General features: G+C 59.8%; 15 protein-coding genes. 8 read left to right on the top strand and 7 right to left on the bottom strand.

Annotated elements, in window-relative coordinates; genetic code table 11:
* Nucleotides 1-13: 13 nt before the first annotated feature.
* Together HGK27_RS24085 and HGK27_RS24090 are read left to right on the top strand one after the other, a co-directional pair.
* Entirely contained in the window at nt 14-1,582 is a 1,569-nt protein-coding gene (locus HGK27_RS24085) for a GH39 family glycosyl hydrolase (protein WP_407674702.1), read from the top strand.
* A gap of 10 nt (nt 1,583-1,592) precedes the next feature.
* Nucleotides 1,593-3,227, top strand: coding sequence for a family 43 glycosylhydrolase (locus tag HGK27_RS24090; RefSeq protein WP_206245405.1), 1,635 nt, complete (start codon nt 1,593-1,595; stop codon nt 3,225-3,227).
* 51 nt (nt 3,228-3,278) lie between these two features.
* On the opposite strand, the gene HGK27_RS24095 is transcribed toward HGK27_RS24090, so the two are convergent.
* Both HGK27_RS24095 and HGK27_RS24100 read right to left on the bottom strand, forming a co-directional pair.
* Nucleotides 3,279-4,046, bottom strand: coding sequence for a ThuA domain-containing protein (locus HGK27_RS24095; protein ID WP_206245406.1), 768 nt, complete (start codon nt 4,044-4,046; stop codon nt 3,279-3,281).
* A 33-nt stretch (nt 4,047-4,079) separates the two neighbouring features.
* On the bottom strand, nt 4,080-5,075 hold the full coding sequence (locus HGK27_RS24100; protein ID WP_206245407.1) for an alpha/beta hydrolase: 996 nt from the start codon (nt 5,073-5,075) through the stop codon (nt 4,080-4,082).
* Between the two features lie 258 nt (nt 5,076-5,333).
* Between HGK27_RS24100 and HGK27_RS24105 the strand changes: the two genes are divergently transcribed.
* Nucleotides 5,334-6,965, top strand: a complete 1,632-nt coding sequence (locus HGK27_RS24105) for a DUF5597 domain-containing protein (RefSeq protein WP_206245408.1) — start codon at nt 5,334-5,336, stop codon at nt 6,963-6,965.
* Nucleotides 6,966-7,354: 389 nt separating this feature from the next.
* Here the strand turns inward: HGK27_RS24105 and HGK27_RS24110 are convergent, their stop codons facing one another.
* On the bottom strand, nt 7,355-7,777 hold the full coding sequence (locus HGK27_RS24110; protein ID WP_206245409.1) for a hypothetical protein: 423 nt from the start codon (nt 7,775-7,777) through the stop codon (nt 7,355-7,357).
* 1,889 nt (nt 7,778-9,666) lie between these two features.
* On the opposite strand from HGK27_RS24110, the gene HGK27_RS24115 reads away from it, so the two are divergent.
* The 4 genes from HGK27_RS24115 to HGK27_RS24125 all read left to right on the top strand — a co-directional run bounded on the left by HGK27_RS24115 (nt 9,667) and on the right by HGK27_RS24125 (nt 13,531).
* Nucleotides 9,667-10,821 (top strand): site-specific integrase, encoded by a 1,155-nt coding sequence (locus tag HGK27_RS24115; RefSeq protein WP_241127824.1) that lies wholly within the window; start codon nt 9,667-9,669, stop codon nt 10,819-10,821.
* Nucleotides 10,822-10,838: 17 nt separating this feature from the next.
* Nucleotides 10,839-10,970: a hypothetical protein gene (locus HGK27_RS31320; protein ID WP_274617195.1), complete on the top strand. Its 132-nt coding sequence runs from the start codon at nt 10,839-10,841 to the stop codon at nt 10,968-10,970.
* A 134-nt stretch (nt 10,971-11,104) separates the two neighbouring features.
* Nucleotides 11,105-11,785 (top strand): hypothetical protein, encoded by a 681-nt coding sequence (locus tag HGK27_RS24120; protein WP_206245411.1) that lies wholly within the window; start codon nt 11,105-11,107, stop codon nt 11,783-11,785.
* 297 nt (nt 11,786-12,082) lie between these two features.
* Nucleotides 12,083-13,531, top strand: coding sequence for a competence protein CoiA family protein (locus tag HGK27_RS24125; RefSeq protein WP_206245412.1), 1,449 nt, complete (start codon nt 12,083-12,085; stop codon nt 13,529-13,531).
* Between the two features lie 361 nt (nt 13,532-13,892).
* Here HGK27_RS24125 and HGK27_RS24130 read toward each other — a convergent pair whose 3' ends face one another.
* The 4 genes from HGK27_RS24130 to HGK27_RS24145 all read right to left on the bottom strand — a co-directional run bounded on the left by HGK27_RS24130 (nt 13,893) and on the right by HGK27_RS24145 (nt 17,437).
* A complete protein-coding gene (locus HGK27_RS24130) occupies nt 13,893-14,204 on the bottom strand; it encodes a hypothetical protein (protein WP_206245413.1) in 312 nt (103 codons plus the stop codon).
* Nucleotides 14,205-14,610: 406 nt separating this feature from the next.
* Complete coding sequence (locus HGK27_RS24135) at nt 14,611-15,507, bottom strand: nucleotidyl transferase AbiEii/AbiGii toxin family protein (RefSeq protein ID WP_206245414.1); 897 nt, start codon at nt 15,505-15,507, stop codon at nt 14,611-14,613.
* Nucleotides 15,500-16,378 carry a hypothetical protein gene (locus tag HGK27_RS24140; protein WP_206245415.1) on the bottom strand — a complete coding sequence of 293 codons (879 nt, stop codon included), beginning with the start codon at nt 16,376-16,378 and terminating at the stop codon, nt 15,500-15,502. Before HGK27_RS24140 ends, HGK27_RS24135 begins: the two co-directional genes overlap by 8 nt.
* A 576-nt stretch (nt 16,379-16,954) precedes the next feature.
* The gene (locus HGK27_RS24145) at nt 16,955-17,437 is read right to left on the bottom strand and encodes a hypothetical protein (RefSeq protein ID WP_206245416.1); all 483 of its coding nucleotides are present in this window, start codon (nt 17,435-17,437) and stop codon (nt 16,955-16,957) included.
* A 191-nt stretch (nt 17,438-17,628) separates the two neighbouring features.
* Here HGK27_RS24145 and HGK27_RS24150 point away from each other — a divergent pair, with 191 nt between their 5' ends.
* Entirely contained in the window at nt 17,629-18,429 is an 801-nt protein-coding gene (locus HGK27_RS24150) for a hypothetical protein (protein ID WP_206245417.1), read from the top strand.
* Nucleotides 18,430-18,510: the final 81 nt, after the last annotated feature.

Consider the following 18,510-nt stretch of genomic DNA (forward strand, 5'->3'; position numbering starts at 1 on the left):
CGGGGATGGGGATATGAGCAGGATTGCGCTTCTGGCCGCTTTGGCGGTCACCGTCTCGGCACGGATGGCTCAGGCGCAGGCGCCGCTGCCTGCGCGCGATATCCGCATCGATGCCGAAGCGCCCGGTGCGCCTGTCGATCGCTTCTTCGATCTTTCGGTCGGTTCCGACTATCCCGGCACGCTGATCCGGGAAGACAGTCAGGCGCAGTTGAAGCAGGCGGTCGATGAACTCGGCTTCCGCTACATCCGCTTCCACGACATTTTCCACGATGTGCTGGGCACGGTGCGCAAGGTTGACGGCCATATCGCCTATGACTGGACCGGCATCGACAAGCTCTATGACGGCCTGCTCGCCAAGGGCATCCGCCCCTTCGTGGAACTGGGCTGGACCCCGGCGGCGCTGCGCACCTCCGACCAGCAGCTGTTCTACTGGAAGGGCAACACCTCGCATCCCGATCCGGCGATGTGGCGCGATCTGGTCGCCGCTTTCGTCAACCATATGCGCCAGCGTTACGGCGAGGCCGAGGTGCGAAGCTGGTATTTCGAGCTTTGGAACGAGCCCAACCTCGACGGTTTCTGGGAAAAGGCCGATCAGGCGGCCTATTTCAGCCTCTATGCCGATACCGTCCGCACCATCAAGGCGATCGACCCGCAGCTGCGCATCGGCGGCCCGGCCACGGCTGGCGCAGCATGGGTGCCGCAGTTCCTGAGCTATGCCGCCGAGCACAAGCTGCCCGTCGATTTTGTGGCGACGCATACCTACGGCGTGAGCGGCGGTTTTCTGGACGAAGACGGCAAGCAGGACACCAAGCTCTCGCCTTCGCCCGACGCCATCCTGGGCGATGTACGCAAGGTGAGGGGGGAGATCGCCACCTCGGCCTATCCGAACATCCCGCTGTTCTTCACCGAATGGAGCACCAGCTACACGCCCCGCGATTTCGTTCACGACAGCTATATCAGCGCGCCCTACATCCTCAGCAAGCTGAAGGGCACGCAGGGTCTGGCGCAGGGCATGAGCTACTGGACCTACACAGACCTGTTCGAGGAACCCGGCCCGCCGCCGACGCCCTTCCATGGCGGCTTCGGCCTGATGAACCGTGAAGGCATCCGCAAACCGGCGTGGTTCGCTTACAAATATCTGCATGCAGTACGCGGGCAGGCGCTGCCCACCGGTGACGATCAGGCGATAGTGGCCCGGGATGGCGGCAAGGTCTCCGCGCTGCTCTGGGATTTCCAGCAGCCCGACCAGAAGGTCAGCAACAAGCCCTTCTACACGCGACAGGTTCCCGCGACGCCAAGCCGTCCGGTGGTGCTGACCCTCTCGCGTCTCAAGGCAGGCAGCTATCGCTTGCAGATCCATCGGACGGGCTATCGCGTAAACGATCCGCTCTCGGCCTACATCGATATGGGCATGCCCAAAGCGCTCAGCCCGCAGCAACTGGCACAGTTGCAGCAGCAGACCGCCGACCGCCCCGAGCAGGACAAGCTGCTGCGCATCGGCCCCGATGGCCATGCCACGATGACCGTGACGATGCGCAGCAATGACATCGCCCTGGTGACGCTCGAACCTGCCACCAAGTGAGACACCAGCCATGACCATCAACCGCCGCACACTGTTTCAGGGCGCCCTTGCCGGAGCCGCGGTGCCTGCTCTGGCCCGCGTTGCCGGCACTGGAGCGCCTGCTGCAGCCGCCGCTCCGACGGAAGCGCCGCAATGGGGCATGGGCGCCGATGGCCAGCGCAAGGCCGATCTGGGCAATGGCTTCTACCGCAATCCGATCGTCTCGGGCGATCATCCCGATCCCACGATCCTGAAGGATGGCGACGTCTATTACATGACGTTCTCCTCCTTCGATTCCTATCCGGCGCTGGTGATCTGGCGCTCCACCGATCTGGTCAACTGGGCGCCGGTCGGCCCGGCGCTGCATCGCAATCTCGGCACGATCTGGGCGGTTGATCTGGTCAAGCATGACGGGCGCTATTTCATCTACATCCCCGCCGATCCCAAGGGCGAGGGTTGGTCGATCTTCGTGATCTGGGCCGATGATATCGCCGGGCCGTGGAGCGAGCCGGTGGATCTCAAGATCAGCGGCTGCATCGATCCGGGCCATGTCGTGGGGGAGGATGGCAAGCGCTATCTCTTCACCAATGGCATCCGCATGATCCGCCTGACCGATGACGGGCTGGCCACGGATGGCCCGCTGGTGAAGGCCTATAACCCCTGGCGCTATCCCGATGACTGGGTGGTGGAGAATTTCGCGCCCGAAGGCCCCAAGCTGCTGCGGCGGGGCGGTTGGTTCTATCTGGTCACGGCCATCGGCGGCACCGCGGGGCCGGTGACGGGGCATATGGTGATCGCGGCGCGCTCCCGGTCGATCCACGGGCCCTGGGAGCATTGCCCGCATAATCCGCTGGTGCGCACCGTCAGCACGGCTGAGCCATGGTGGTCGCGCGGCCATGCCACGCTGGTCGAGGGGCCTGCCGGGGACTGGTGGATGGTCTATCACGGCTATGAGAACGGCATGCGCACGCTGGGCCGCCAGACGCTGCTGGAGCCGATCGAATGGACCGGCGACGGCTGGTTTCGCGCCAAGGGTGGCGATCTTTCGCAGCCCTTGCGCAAGCCGCGGGGCGGCAAGCCCAGCGCCTCGGCGCCGGGCCTCTCGGATGATTTCGCCAGGGACCGCATGGGCGTGCAATGGAGCTTCCATGCGCCCAAACACGGCGAGGGGCAGCGGGCGACCTATGGCCTCGGCGGGCTGACGATTGCGGCGAGTGGCACTTCTCCGGCGGATTCCTCGCCGCTGACCTGCCTTGTGGGCGATCGTGGCTATGAGGCCGAGGTGTCGATCGATCTGACAGGCAAGGCCGAGGCGGGCTTGCTTTTGTTCTACAATTACAAGGCCTTTGTGGGCGTGGGTTTCACGCCGGAAAAGCTGAAAATCTACGAATATTCCGAGGAACTGCCTTGGGCGGCGGTGCCGCATCAGGCGCGCAGCCTGCGTCTGCGGGTCACCAATGACGAGAATGTGGTGACCTGGCACTATTCCCATGACGAAGGGCAAAGCTGGCAGCGCCACGGCACCCGCATGGAGGTCTCGGGCATCCATCACAATGTTTTCGGTGGTTTCCTCAGCCTTCGTCTGGGGCTGTATGTCGCGGGCGAGGGGGAGGCAAAGCTGCGCGATTTCCGGTATCGGGCGCTCGGCACGGCGCGGAACGTTTGAAGGCTGCTGATCGGGGCGCACTGTCTTCAAAAGCCAGTGCGCCTCCGGCGGTTATTTCTTCTGCCCCAACCCTGTTGCGGCCCAATAGATTCCGCCCATCAGGTGAGAAAGATACTGCGGATCGCGGTACATTTCCACATTATGCCCCAGCGTTGTCACGAAGACGCGGCCCTTTTCCCAGTTGTGATACCAGGCAATCGGATGGTCACGCCCCATCGGACGGGCAACCTGCCCCGGCCAGATGCGGGTGGGATCATAGCTGCTTTCATCAATACCCAGCACCGTATGGATCGGGACGGCATAGGGATTGGCGGTGACATAGAATTCATCGCTCCAGATCCAGCGGGCAGGCAGGGCGAAACTGGCGGGAAAACTGCTGTCTTCCACCGTCACCACGCCGGTTTGCAGCATGGGATGCGTCACAAAGCTGCGGCCCACCATCTTTTCATACCATGGCCAGTCACGCTTGGGCATGATCAGCGCGCGATGCACCACAATGACATTGCCGCCGCCGCGCATATAGTCTTCGAACGCGGCGCGCTGCTTGTCATTAAGCTCCTCGCCGGGCGTGTTCAGAAACATCACGGCGGCATATTGTTTGAGATCACCCTCGAAAGCGGACGGTTGATTGGTCCAGACCATGCTGAACTCATGCAGCTTGGCCAGATGCTCCAGACTGTCCCGCGCGACGGGGATATATTCATAGTGGTATTTGTTCGGGATCGCCACCACCAGAATGCGATATTGCGATTCGGCCCGGGCGTGGGCAGGCGATATCGCGACGAAGATTGCCGTGAGCATGAGGATGATACGAGTCATAGGCACCTCAATGAATAAGTCTTCGCAAACCCGTCAGCCCCGATAGATGCTCTGACGGCGGCCATAGCTGTAGAACAGATCCGGCCAGGCGGAGGCGGGCACATCCTTGGGTAAGCGCACCCCGAAACCGTGGCCGCCCTTGTCGAAACCATGGAATTCAGCCGGGCGCGCCCTGGCCAGCAGCGCGCCATACATCGCCACGCTGTTGGCGATGGGGACAAGGCCGTCGTCGCTCGCGGCTGTCAGGAAGACGGGCGGCGTGGCCTCGGTCACACGGTTCTCCACCGAGGCCGTCTTGCTTTCGGCGATGCCCGAGCCGGGGCCAAGCAGCGCATCGCGCGATCCGGCATGAACGAAAGGCTGCGCCAGCGTCACCACCGGATAGATCATGCCGACCAGATCGGGCCGGGCCGAGAGGCGGTCCGCCGCATCGACGGGCTCATAGGTGGTTTCGGCAAAGCGCGTGGCGATGCTACCGGCCAGATGGCCGCCTGCCGAGAAGCCCAGCACTGAAACCCGCGCCGGATCGATGCCGAAGTCCGTCGCCCGCGCACGGATCAGGCGCATGGCGCGCTGCGCATCCTGCAAGGGCACCGTCTGCCGGTTGGCCCAGCCTTCGCCGGGGAGGCGGTAGCAGAGGATGAAGCAGGTGACGCCGCGCTGGGTCAGCCAGCGGGCCTGTTCCTCGCCCTCATTGTCGATGGCCAGGAAGCCATAACCGCCGCCAGGCATGATCAGCACCGCCGAGCTATCCTGAAAGGCGGGGCGGCGCACTTCGATCGTGGGCTGGCCGATGCCGGTCAGCCAGCGATCGTCGAAACCGCTGTCGGTGGAGCGTTGCTCGAAGGCGCGCATGGGCAGTTTGGCGGGCGCACCCGGCGCCGCGCCCGGCCACAGCGGGATCGACGGGCCGGAGGCGGTGATGGCACGCGTGCCGGCGCTGGCCCTGGTGGCCACTGTCGATGCGGCGATCCCCGCCAGCGTCAGGCCGCTCAGCATGGTGCGGCGCGAGGTGATGGTTGTGGTCATGCCTGCTTCTCTCCAGAGCCTTGCGCGTGGCTTCGTTGTTGCGCGATGTTTGCGCTATCCTTGCCGGATTGTATTTTTTTTCCATGACGGACATCGTCCCGGACCGCAATCTGTTTGCATCATAAACTGGTAGCGCTATTCATTCCAGCGATCCGGCAGACACGAAGGTCGAGGGCTGGGGAGCCTGCGCATCCGCATGGTTTCCGGCGTTGCGGCCAAAGGGTCGGCGAAGTGGCCGGCCAGGGGAGAGTGACAAGAATGCTGACGAAACTTGCGCCGCTGGCGCTGGCCTGTGCCCTTGCGGCGCAAACCGCCGCCGCCCAGACGGCCACCCCGCTCCCCCGGCTGGAAAGCCGTGACGGGCATCATGCGCTGATCGTCGATGGCGCGCCCTTTGTGATGCTGGGCGGGCAGGTCAACAACTCCAGCAATTATGCCGAGCCGCTTAAGACCGCATGGCCGGTGCTGGATGCCATGCATGCCAACACGGTGGAGGTGCCCATCGCCTGGGAGCAGGTGGAGCCGGTGGAGGGCCACTATGACCTCTCCTTCCTGCAGGAGCTGCTCGATCAGGCGCGCGCGCATGACAAGCGCGTGGTGCTGCTGTGGTTCGGCACCTGGAAGAACACCAACCCTTCCTATGCCCCGGCCTGGGTGAAGCTGAACAATGCCCGCTTCCCCCGCATGAAGGACCCGCAGGGCAAGGACCATGGCGTGCTGACCCCTTTGTCTTCAGCGACGATGGAGGCCGATCGCCGCGCCTTTGTGAAGGTGATGGAATATCTGCGCGATCATGACCGGCAGAACACCGTCATCATGGTGCAGCCCGAGAATGAGACCGGCTCCTACCGCGTGCCGCGCGATTTCTCCGCCGAGGGCAACCGACTGTTTGCGCAGCCCATCCCGGCGGTGCTGGCGCGCAAGACGGGCAAGTCCGGCACATGGACTCAGGCCTTTGGCGCGCAGGCGCCGCGTGCCTTCAACACATGGTATGTCGCCAGCTATGTCAATGCGGTGGCGCAGGCGGGCAAGGCGGTGAAAGCGCTGCCGATGTATGTCAACGCCGCGCTGGCCGGGCCGTCCAACGTGCCCGATCCCACGGGTGTGGCCAGCGGCGGGCCGCAGTGGGATGTGCTGGAGATCTGGAAGGCGGCGGCCCCCGCCATCGATCTTGCCGCGCCCGACATCTATGATCGCGCCAGCGGCAATGTGATCCAGTATCTCGACAAATATGCCCGGCCCGACAACGCTCTGATGGTGCCCGAGATCGGCAATGCCAAGGAATTCGCGCGCTTCTTCTGGCCCACCATCGGGCGGGGTGGCATCGGCTTCTCGCCCTTCGGCATGGATGCCAGCGGTTACTTCAACTATCCGCTGGGCGCCCGCGTGCTGGATCACAAGGAACTGGACGCTTTCGCGCTGCCCTATGCCACGGTGAGCGGCATCATGCGCGACTGGGCGAAAATCGCCGCCACGCGCCCGACATGGGGCGCGGCCAAGCCCGACAATGGCAGCGACCAGTCGGTGACGCTGGGCCCGTGGACCATCACCGCCAGCTGGGGCCAGTGGCAGTTCGGCATGAAGGACTGGACCTGGATCAAGGCCGATCCGGCGCCCTGGGCCAGCGAGCCTGTCGGCGGCATGGCCGTGGCTCAGCTTTCCGACCATGAGTATCTGGTGATGGGTGACCATGTGCGCGTCAGCTTCTCGCCAGCGGACAAGCGTGATGACGGCATGATCGTCTCGGTGGAGGAGGGCACGTTCCGTGATGGGAAGTGGGTCACCTCGCGGGTGTGGAACGGGGATCAGACCGATTACGGCCTGAATCTGATCGACCGTCCGCAGGTGCTGAAGGTCACCACCGGCTTCTATTCCGGCAAGCCGCGTTAAGAGAAGGCGTGGCAGGCGATCGCGCGCCTGCTTTTGGCGCTGTTGGCCTTTGTTTCCCCGGCTCCGGCCGGGGGAGGGGGCGCCCTATGTTCTTCAGAAACAGGGACGCCATGCGCTGATCGTTGATCGGGCGCCGCTTGTTATGCGCGGGGCGCAGGTCAACAATGTCAGCGCATGGCCCGGTGCCTTGCCGCGCATCTTGCCGTCCATGAGGCGCTGGACATCGACCCGATGAACATGCGCGCAGGCCGGAGTGGATGAAGAAAACGCGCTTGTGAAAGGCTGCCGCTTGATCGCAGCGCGCATGATTGAGTCGAACGCCATCACAACGTCAATGACGTTTGCCTCTCTCATGGAGATATGGCGCAGGTGATCCTGCCCTGTATGATTTACCAGCCGGTTGTTTCGATCTGGGGATGAGCCGCCTTGAAGGCCGCTGCTGCTTTCTTGCCATCCGGATTGTCGGGCAATTGAATGTCGAAGACCCAGAATTCGTCGCCATCTTCCGCCACGTCGAGGTCCCAGATGCTTTCCGGCCAGGTGGCTTCGTCGGTGAACAGTTTGAAATTCGGATCGTTCTGGAACGCCTGGGCGAGGTGGTCGCTCACCAGCCCGGCCAGCTCATCGATATGGCTGACCAGATGCGTGACGGGCAGCATGTTGTCCGTCACCTCATCGACAAAGGTCTCGTACAATTTGGCGTAGGCGGCATTGAGTTCGCCGTCCTCATGGATGTCGGCCTCGGCCACCACCACGCGAAACTGCAGGGGATCATTGGCGTTCTGATAGATCTCATGAGCGGGCAGTGTCATGGCATATCCCCTGGCGGTGGTTGCAGGTTGAAGCGACAATATGCCTGCATCCGATGTGTCAGCAGACCTATGATATCAAAACCTTCTCTGGTCTGGCGCTTTCTAGGGCCTCCATGCCTCCATGGCTAGAGCCAATGGCACCTCCCTATGCCCAAAAGCGGTGAGTTGGCGTGCCCGCCGGACGATCCATGGGGAAGGGTTCCGGATATTCGGTGGAGGCAGGGCGAGCCACTCCATCGGCATGCGCCTTGACTTTTCCGCAGTACAAGGCCATATAGCGCTTTGCTAACGTCGTCTGCGACGGAATTTGACGCCGAAAAAGGCTCTCCTTCCTTACCCACGCCACCAGCTCTGTCTGCATTGCTGCAGATGGGTGTTGGTCTTGTGACAGGAAGCATGATGCTGATCGGTACCGTCAAATTTTCAACACCGACAAAGGCTATGCTTCACCTCGGCTGATCGCCGGGGAAAGCAGCCCTCTGTTCATCTTGCTGCTGCTTGAAGTGACGGTTGTTGGGGGCACAAGCTGCCTCCATCGCGCCATTGTATCAGGATGATTCATGGTCATGGGCTAGGCTTGGCACTTCAACGTAGCACCACGCTGAAAATTTTTTTCATTCATACAACTATCTGTGAGTTTAAATTACATAATGTTCAGTCAATATTTGAAATTTCATCTTCCTATCTATCCCATCTCTCCGCGCTCTGATCGTATGATCGCCCATCCGCCTGGCACGCTGTCGACAGAAGAACTGCGGCGTATCGTTGCCGATATGGTTGATTGATCAGCTGCTTTCGATCAGGCCCGTTGGCGAGGCCAGAGCGTGAACTGACGCATCGGGTTTGACGATATGGCTGTGTCGGGCACCAGTTCCCCGATCGCATTGCCGCCAGCCTGTTTGTCATAGCGGTGGAGGGCATTGTCGACTATGGAGGGATCCGCAGGCTGCTGATGTCTCATGACAGGCCCGGCCATGCTTGAACACTCGGCACGTTTCGCGAAGCTTCGTGGACCAACCCGCGTCCATGTCGGAGGTTTGTGAATTTTGACCGCCCTTTCACGCTTTACGGCATTTGTGCAGCCGGCCCGCGATAATGTCGCTCGCCGTGGCGCGCCGACACTGTGACATCGCTCCAGATCCTGGTCGATGCCGACGCCTGCCCTGTGAAGGACGAGATTATAGGGTTTAGAGTTCTATAATATAGTTTGAAAATAATGATATATGGAATTTTCCAGGCTACCTGTCAATTAACCGTCAAATAACCTGTATCGCACACCGGCGAATGCAAGCGCACGCTGGCGATCTGTTGATTGCCACTGGGATGTGACTCGGGAGGCGTTAATGGAGCGGTAGGGGCACCGGAAGCGCGAGCCTTTGTGCCCTTCGTTAGGCTTGCCCGCGCACTTCACGCCGAAGCTGGTGATCATGGTGGAATATGTGTAGCTGCGCAGGCCGTCCAGTTCGTCACAGGCTAGAGGGATGAGGGTGATCTCGAGGATGATACGGTCGATCCGCGCCTCGCGCTGGCCACAGCTCATCGTTCGGCGGTGAGAAGTAGAATTTCGTTCCCGTTTGTAAAGTTGGTAGGCAAGATCTCTATATAGTGTCAACCGGCACCTAACGTGGCGTCGTGACCCGCGAAAATCATGGCAACTTTGAGGAAATGAAAGCGTCCAATCCGTTGTTGGTTCAGGATCCTCAAAGTACTATCGATAATGGAATCTTATCGATAGTGACATAGAGGAAAGCCGGCGCTAAACCGGTAAAATGACCCGCCCGAAGGCTCCGAACCGTCCCACTCTGCCTGCTGCGAGTGAGATCCTCACCGTACTGTCGGCGGGCGAGGGCCCTGTGCCCAAGCGGCGCGGCGGCCAGGCCCGCGACCGCGTGCTTCAGCTGACCCAGCTGATTGCCACATTGCTGCGCGCGGGTGCTACGGTTGACGAACTGGCCTACCGCAAGAGCCTCGAGGCCCGGGCCCCGGCGAGCGTCAAAGCGCTGGCGAACGATCTGGCCTGCTATGCCGACTTTTGCGCTCGTATGCCGGGCCTCGGGCTCCCCGCCGCCGCACCGCGGATCGTCGCCTATCTTGAGGACTGCGAGGCGCGGGGGCTCAAGCCGGCCTCGGTCGAGCGGCGGCTTGCCTCACTGGCCGCCGTTCATGGCCTGCTCGACGTGCCGAGCCCGACGCGGGCGTCGGTGGTGCGGGATGGACTGCGCGGATTCCGCCGGCGGGTGACGGTGATCCAGCGCCAGGCTGGGCCGCTGCGCTTCGGCGAGGGGATCGGCGCGGTCCCGGCGGGGGGCTTTACCTTGAGCGTGTTGCTCCAGGCTTGCCCGCCAGATCTGGCTGGTCTGCGCGACGCGGCCCTGCTCAGCCTGGCCTATGACAGCGGGACGCGTGTGTCCGAACAGGTGCGGGTCGACTGCGAACACATCGCCCCGGCCGAGGATGGTTCGGCGGTGCTCACCATTCCGGGCTCGAAAACCGATCAGGAAGGGCAGGGGGCCTTTGCCTGGCTCTCGCCCGACACCATGCGGCGGGTCCGGGCGTGGCAGGAAGCGGCCGGGGTGGTAAGCGGACCGCTGTTTCGCCGCATACATGTCGTGCGGACCAAAGCACGCGAAGCTACACCGATCACCGCGCTCCCCGCGCCACCGGGCTATGTCTGGCGGTTGCCCGCTGGCATACAGAGCGAAGCTGCGGCGCAGCCCGTGCCTGCGACCAGCACACTCATGGTCGGAGAGACGGAGCTAACCCCAACTGCGGTGCGGCTGATCATCAAGCGCACTGCGCGTCGCGCCGCCAAAGAGCATTTGGTCATGCTGGCTGGTGCTGAGCTTGACGCGGCCATCGCCGCGCTCAGCACGCATTCGTTGCGCGTCGGTCTGACCCAGGACCTGTTCGCCAGCGGCGAGGATGCCGGACCGATCGCTCAGGCTTTGCGCTGGACCTCGACGTCTACGGCGCTGCGTTACGGGCGTAAGTTAGCGCCAGCTTCGAATGCTACGGCTCGGATGTTGCGGCGGGTGAGAGGATAGGGGGAAACCTGTCAGTCATGGTGCAGGCCAATGTGCCAATGCTTTCCAAGGCAATGAAGGCGCTCGCCGGCGGTGAAGCGGTGCTTGAGCGACAAATCTCTGAAATTTGTGATTATCTGTGTCGTGAGTTGCAGCAATTTGGTGCATGATTGCTTCACCGATTTATTCACTCCTGCTGCCGCGTACCAGCATAACGTCCTTCATAAATCGGCCGCCTCTCCACCGGCTCCGAGCAATCGACATGTGCGCGTTTCAATCCATCGAAAGACCTGAGGCCTATTCAATGACCAATGCCGATCACGAAATCTGGATGCGTTGCCAAAACATCAGATGGGAGGCGGACAAGCGCAAATTTGGGATTGGGGGGCCGGAAGCTGCATTTCGCGCAGCGGCTGACGCGCTTGAACTATACACTCGATATGCTGCGAAAGATGCTGCGAGGGCTGAGGGTAAGAAGACTTCCAGAATTTCGAGCGGCGACATCGGGTCTTCTGGTGTGGTGGTCATGGATGCCATCCTCGATTTTGCAGATGCTCCAATTAATGTCGCACTTTTGGCGCGATATTGCGATCGCGACGAAAAGTGGGTGTCTGCCGCCATTCGCAAGTTGCGATCGGCTGAGCTCATAGCGCCAACCAGCTTTGCCGTGCGCTGGGAACGCTTTCAGCTTGACCACTATAACGGGGAATTGGAAAGGCGGATCAATGACCTGCTTGAGGTTAGAGATAGCACCTCCAAACCACTTTCCTGGTGCTTACCCGCTATGGCCTGGCTCACCTTTTTGCGCGCGGGCGCCTTCGGAAGCCCCACTCTTACCTCAATGAATTTCATGCTGATATGCGGCGAGGGCCATGACACCTATCGTGAATTGGGTTGGCTGCGCTGGACCGGCCTTGTGAAGCAGGAGACGATTGAGGTCGATCTTGAAGGCCTCGACCGGTTCGAGCGAATGATGAAAGAATAGTCAGCCAAGGCCCCGACGGATCATCGTCGGCACGTGTGGCGGGGCTTGCGACTATCCCTCGGGCAAAGCCAGGAGGCGTTGTCCTGTCTCCACCTTAGGGTGCAGGCTGTGACTCCAGGGAGGCCGCGCCCCGCGGCCCGCTCGAGTACTCCGATTGAAAAGCCTCTCCGTCCATGAAGCTGGTCTGATCTTTGCGTTGATCCGGCGGCAACCTATTCGCGGCTGTGGCAAGTTCAGTGCAGCCGCTTGTCGTTTCTGAAGCCGTCGGGCACCTTCCGAATTCCTACGGGAGGCCCGATGTTAAACGATCAGTCCAGCTTTATCCGGCGCAAACGATCCATTCGCATTGCAGACTTCGAATTGCCGCGTGGCGAGGTGAAGATCGAAGCGCTCATGGGCATGCCGCGTGAAGCGTGGGATCACCTGCGCGCCGAGATCAACAGACGGCGCACAAGTGAGCCGGATCGACCGCTTGCCCGCTGCCGGCTCTGCAAGCAGGGTGTCTATATCCGCTCTGAGCCGGCGAGGGTCGGGCATAGCCCGCTCTATGCTCATTTCCCCGGAAGCAATGAGGACTGCCCATGGTTCGATGGGGGTAGCATAACACCGGACGATGCCCGAGCCGCGCAATATCAGGGACACCAGGAATCAGCGGCCCACCGCCGTATGTGCGACCGCATTGCCGAAATCCTGCAACTGGATGAGCGGTGCGGTAAAGCGGATGTGGACACCTACCGACGCCCGGAAATCCATAAGCGCGGGCGGTGGCCCGATATTTATGCCGAGGTGGAGACCTTGGGGCGCTTTACTCTGGAAGTGCAGTTGTCCAAGCCTTTTGCGCCCGAGATCAGCGCCCGCCATCTCCATTACGAGCGCGAGGGCGTAAGCCTGATCTGGATTTTTTCCGAGTTGGCCGTGCCCTTGCCACAGGGATTTCATGACGTCATCACCATGCAGCGTGGAAACGCCTTCCTTTTTGACGCGACCGCGGAGGAGGAGGCTGTCAAGCGCAGCACGCTGGTTCTCAGCTGCTACCTCGAGGATGGAAAGGGCGGCTTTCAGCCTCCGCGCCTGGTCACCCTGGATGACCTCAATCTGTCGGCGGGACGCAGCGTTTTTCTTGAAGACTGCCGCAGCCAGCGCTTGCTTGCCCGATGCAAGGCGACGAAAGCTGGTTGGTGGGGCGCCCTGATGTTGGCCAGGAAAGAGAGCCCGGATGATCCATATTACCATGAGGCTTTTAAACGGCCCTGGTCAGCGGTCCGAGATCATTTCGCCTATTTCCGCGAGAACATGGAAGATACAGCAAGCGGTGGCGATGGTCGCGACAGAGCCCGCATCGCCTCACTTTTCGGAATCTTATGTTCGATCGCCCATAGCGCGGCTGAGGGCAAGGACGTCCTCTACATTACCAAGCATAAAGCTGAGGGTCGTCTTCTAGCGATGCTCAACAGCAAACTGGCCAGCACCATTTTCCAGCCTTATGCCGATCTGATCGAGACGTTTCTGACGCGCACTGCCTGTCGTGACCTGCTGGAGAGGGAATCCCTTCGCAAGGCCTTGGGCAGGGCTAAGGTGGACAGTGCGCAGGCATCACCAGGGCATCCCGGGTGGGATACCATGCAGGATATCTTCCCCGAAGTTCTCGATGGCATTGTGCGAAGCGAACTTGCCGATCTGGGCAGCCTGCCGGCGTGGGCGAGCGAAGCAGAGGAGCGAGCCAAGCAGATTGCGGAGCCACGATGATCTGGCGAGGGCAATGAGCAACCTATGGGTGTCTCGAATATCGATGCCAGCTTGAACGGCATCAAGCCGGATGAACGGGAATTCGTCACCGCGATCCGTTGAGGGGCGCTGGCTCCCCCATCGATCAGCCCCCTCGATTGCTGCCGGGGCATTGGTGAACCGGCGGAGAGCCTGGAAAAGCGGGAAGGGTAGGGCGGGGCGGGACCGCAATCTTGGCGCGGGCATCGAGGACGATCTGGCGGGCAAAGCTCGTAAGATGGATATCAAGATTTGAAATTTCCGAATTTGCCTCCGACATGGCGAGAGGCCAGCGCCCCCCGGCGCCGGCCTCTCTTTTGACAGCGGGAATTCTCAACCGCCATCAAATCTGATTGAGTGGGCTCTTACCTGCAATATTCTCCATCGCAACGGTCTTCATGGCGACGACCCCAAGGGCGGTGATCGCGCCAATGATCGCCATGGCGATGGTCATCGTAATGGCGATCATACCTATTGTGCGGCCCAGGACCCTGAGCGCTGGCGGAAGAATCCATACCAGGCGATCCGGCCGGCGCGGCAGCCATCCGTGCTGCTGAGAGCAAATTACGCATGAACTGCTTACTTCGGCATCATGCGAGTCTTTCAAACGCCCTTGTTTGAAAGAGGCGTGGTTCGCCTGATCTTCAATGCTCATCTAATCTGATCTACACCGGATATGGTGTGTGTTTGACGTATTTCAAGGGACATCTTCGGAGTCGATGCCGCAGGCACCTGGTTTATGTGTAACCTTTGCTTGACCTACCGGCCCGGTGAATGCAGTTTCGTTCTTGCCGGGTCGGGTTTCATAAACCCACGCTGCTGAGAACGCGTCCGAGGGACCCGGCACCATCCACTGCCAGCCAAATCTGAAAATCGACGGTTCTCTCGCATTTCTAGCGCGCCTAGGATTTTGCTCTCAGCGATTTTCTTATTCAAACCAAAGCTGCATTTCCTGTGTTGGCTGACGAAATTATCCGAGAAGCGGGCCTCGGCTAAACCGGCGCCGTGTCTCGCTGGCATTGCGCCCGATCAAGATGGAGACATGCCAAGGTGGCAAAAAATTAGGCCCACGGGAGTGATCGATAAAACGTATCGACGATCTCGAAACATTCATCGAAGTCTGGAAGTTCGCCGACTTCGAGCTCAAGCGTTTTCCAATCGGCAAGCGCTCGGCCCCTCACTTGAGGCAAAGCCAACGAGTCGGGCTCCGGTGTGGGGCAATTCATGGTCCTGGCTGCGCATTTGGCGAGAAGAAGATGATGAAGGCGAGCCTTCTCCTCGTCATCGAAAGCGAAGCGTCTGAGCAAAGATGCGATATCATAGAAATCTTGCCGTCGATTGCGATTTCGCTGTTCCTGTTGGAGGAGGGCTCGAATTTTTTCGGTAATGAGGTCATGCAAGGAATAGGCGCTCACATGAATGTCGTCGGTAAGCTGAACAATCTGGATCGCACCCACCGGTTCCTTGAATGATATGTCGACCTCAAGAATGCTGGAAGCCTTGCCTCTTTCAAAGGCTTTCTCCTGCAGGGATCCCCGCGAGGCGTAGCCGACTTTTACCTTGAGTGCAGGTCCTGTGGCCTTCGCAAATTTCTCCATGGAAGGAAGATATTTGCATGACTGGACAGCACATCGCAGGTCGGGATAACCCAATCGGGCTGCGGCGCGAGGGAATATCTGGTTGAGTGCCTCACGCAGTTCATCGGCGATCGCCGGTTCAGGCTCGCTGATGGCCGTGAAGTCGATGTCTCCGGTTTGCCGGGGACTCTCGTAGACGACACCCATAAGGATGCCTCCTTTGAGGAAGATCTGCTTGGAAAACCTTTCCGCCATACCAAGCGAGGCCAAAAAAACTTCTGTCGCTTGCCGCTCGAGGTAGGCGACAGGGTCCTTTCTGGCTTTGCCAACCCATTCTTCGATGTTCACCTTGACGGTTGTTTCGACGGGCACATCAGGCATTTAAAGATAGCATCCATTTCTCGGAGAAGCTTGAACCGAACGGCTTGTTGGGATCGAGTACCCGGCTTGAGCCACGTTGGGCAAACGATGCCCATTGGTCAATTCGGGGATCGCTGATGTTGAGGAATTCCTCCAGAACATAGCCGGCTCGAACCTTCAAAATCTGCTTCTCCGTTGTATCAACGATCTCGATGATATCCTGAAGGTATGTGGTCGCATGTTCGCGCCAAACGTCCAGAACGTGCGTCATGCCTCCACATCGATCGGGCAGATCAATCATGTCAAGGAATGTCTGGCCGATGGTTGCAAGGCGCACAAAGCTCCCACGAAGGGGAACCCAGGAGCCAAAATATTTTGTGGCGTGGAATGATATGGGACGTCCACGAACCGTAGCGGGATGGCTTGTGGCCTTCGCTCGTTCAACGTCTTCGTGATCCAGTTCGTGATAGCTCTGCCCGAGATCCATCTCCATCACTGTGTCGAGCATCTTTCGACGCAGTGGAGGCGCTGGTTGTGTGAGCAACAGGGCCTCGGGCCTCCTGTTTGTCAAGCCGTATCTCTGCATGGCTGAAAGGTGGCTGACATAACAAAGAGGATCAACGCTGCACACAAGGTCATCTGGCGAAAAATCCGCTTTTGCGATGATTCGCCAATGCGTGGTATAGTCCTCGTCGAGCGTGATATGGCCTAGCGTCCGCAGGATATCTCGTGGTCGCCGAAAGCTCTGCCTCGTGGGATGGTCACCGCGTAGGTAGGGAACGTTTCTGCGCTGATAGAAGCCCCACACGATCCGGAACAGATCGTAGTTGCTGAGCACGGGTTTGTCTTGGGACTCCAGGTCGCCGAGGAGGGCCGCCGCCAGCTTGGTCATGCGGACGCCATGGGGAGCGGGATTATAAGTGGAATCTTCAACTGAGATCGGCAAGGCGAGGCTACCCTATGTCCTAAGGACATAGGGTAGCCTCGCCTTGGTTATTTTGTCAAGAGCCTAACGTCGGTGAGGTAGGGGTTGACTTTTTCCGGTGATGGCATACCCTCTTCGTCCTCAGGACGAAGAGGGTATGCCATCATGGCAATCTTCGGCAATTGCTCACAGGGATATGGTTGTCAGGCGCTACAGCCGAGCTGCTATGAGCAGTTTTTCTCTGGGCGGCGATTCCTGTAGATTGAGGGGAGAGCGAAGCGCAATGGAGGGTTACCAGCTGAACGGGTGCGATGGTGCGGTCATGACGGCCTCGATCGCGATCTGCTCGACAAACTCCCCGCAGTTAGATTGTGTGTGCACGGGACGAGAGTCGTCACGACGAGCGATGCGAGCGAGAAGCTGACGTTCATGCCCGGCGAGGCTATGAAGGCCAACCTCAATTGTTGATGGCTCGGTGCGACCTGTTGTCTGGCGGGGCACCTTTTATAAGATCTGGCACTGGTGCCGGACGTTCAAGCGTATTCAACCATTGCCCTGAAGAAACCATGAGAATTTTATCCCAGGCTTCGGGCTCAAAGCCTCCAAAGCTGCAATTTCTTCGCGGACGCAGTCAATGAAGGCGGATTTGAGGGAAAACAGATCCCCATTCGGTTTTGCACCGATCGCATGGGCATCCAGAATCTGGCTTAGAAGTTTCTTGCCTGACACCCGGACCTCTCTGGCCGCAACAAGCTCAATTTCTGCCCACTTCGCGACCACCAGGTTAAACTCGGTGGCATCCTTGGCCTTCCCCTCGATGCTCAGAAGCGTAAGCCTTTCGGTCTCGGCCAGAAAGTCGGTATAAAGGCGTTGGCGCAAAGCGATCTTCTCGCGCCGCAGAGCCAGATGCCATTCCTGATTTTTCATACCTCTGCCGGCAGCGTAGCTTATGCCCCCTGTCATAAAGGCAACGAGTGCGGTGGAAGCGAAATTCAAAAGGGTTTGAGAGAAATCGGCCGTGATCATTCGATCAGGATACCGGATTGGCTTTAGTCTTGCAAAGGCGAGAACTTCAGGCAAAGGAAGAGGTGTGGTTAGGCACCCTCGACCTGTCGCCGGGTCAAACGCCGAGAATTATGCTTTCTTCTCATGCATCGCCCTTCCACGGGCATGTTGTGTAATCGGCGAACTGCATGCCCTTATGGTTGGAGATGCCTATGTTTGCACTTTCGATTGCCCTGACGCTTGACCGCCTCGAAGCCATCAAGTCTTGTCTGCTCAAAGCATTGCCTGACGTCAAAAGTTCGCATCGCTGTGAGGCTTTGGGACGTGGATTGGGCTTTAGCAGCTATGCTGCGGCTCGTGCATCCGCCAGCGGGCAGGAGGGGCCAGTTGTTACCGTCGATGGTGAAGCTTTTGTCAGATATCTGGCGCGACATGAGTTTCACGTCCAGGCGAGGTCGCTTTATTTTGCTGTCGCCAAGGTAGCTATTCACGCTGTTGCTGAAGCCAATCCTCAATTGACGTCCATTGGCATCGGCATTGGGCGGCCAACGCGGATAGGCCGGCGTTGGCAGACGACCGAAGAACGAATTGCCGAGTTTCGAGACGGGCGATCACATCTGCTCGGCGACGACACTCTTGATGGGTTCCTGGCTTCGCTGGCCTTTTTGGCGCGTGTCACTCCCACGAAGACCATTCGGCAAGGCACGAGCAGCTACTGGCTCAAGCATATCGCTGAAAATTACGTCTGCACTTACCCTGAAGGAGATAGGCTCGGGCCGGTTTACGTGCCTAACGGGATTCTGATTGCGGCTGCGCTTCATTCCGGCTTCAGAATGAAGACTGCCGTGGACGAGGGTGGATGGCCAGAACTCAACGTCAGCTTCAACATGTCGACGCAAGGGCTCAACGATCTCGACTGCGAGATTCGTCCGGATGGCGCCCGGGCGCAAGATCGGCGCTGGCGAGAAGATCAACGCCGAACGCGCGGCCGATACGGCTCCGTTCACGCCTGAATTCTCTGTTTAAATTGCAAAGGAGTGCCTCTGCCCGACAGGGGCCGAAGCACTCCTTTGTGGATCGTTGGATCCTGCGGA

It is taken from the genome of Novosphingobium terrae (assembly GCF_017163935.1).
GTDB lineage: Bacteria > Pseudomonadota > Alphaproteobacteria > Sphingomonadales > Sphingomonadaceae > Novosphingobium > Novosphingobium terrae.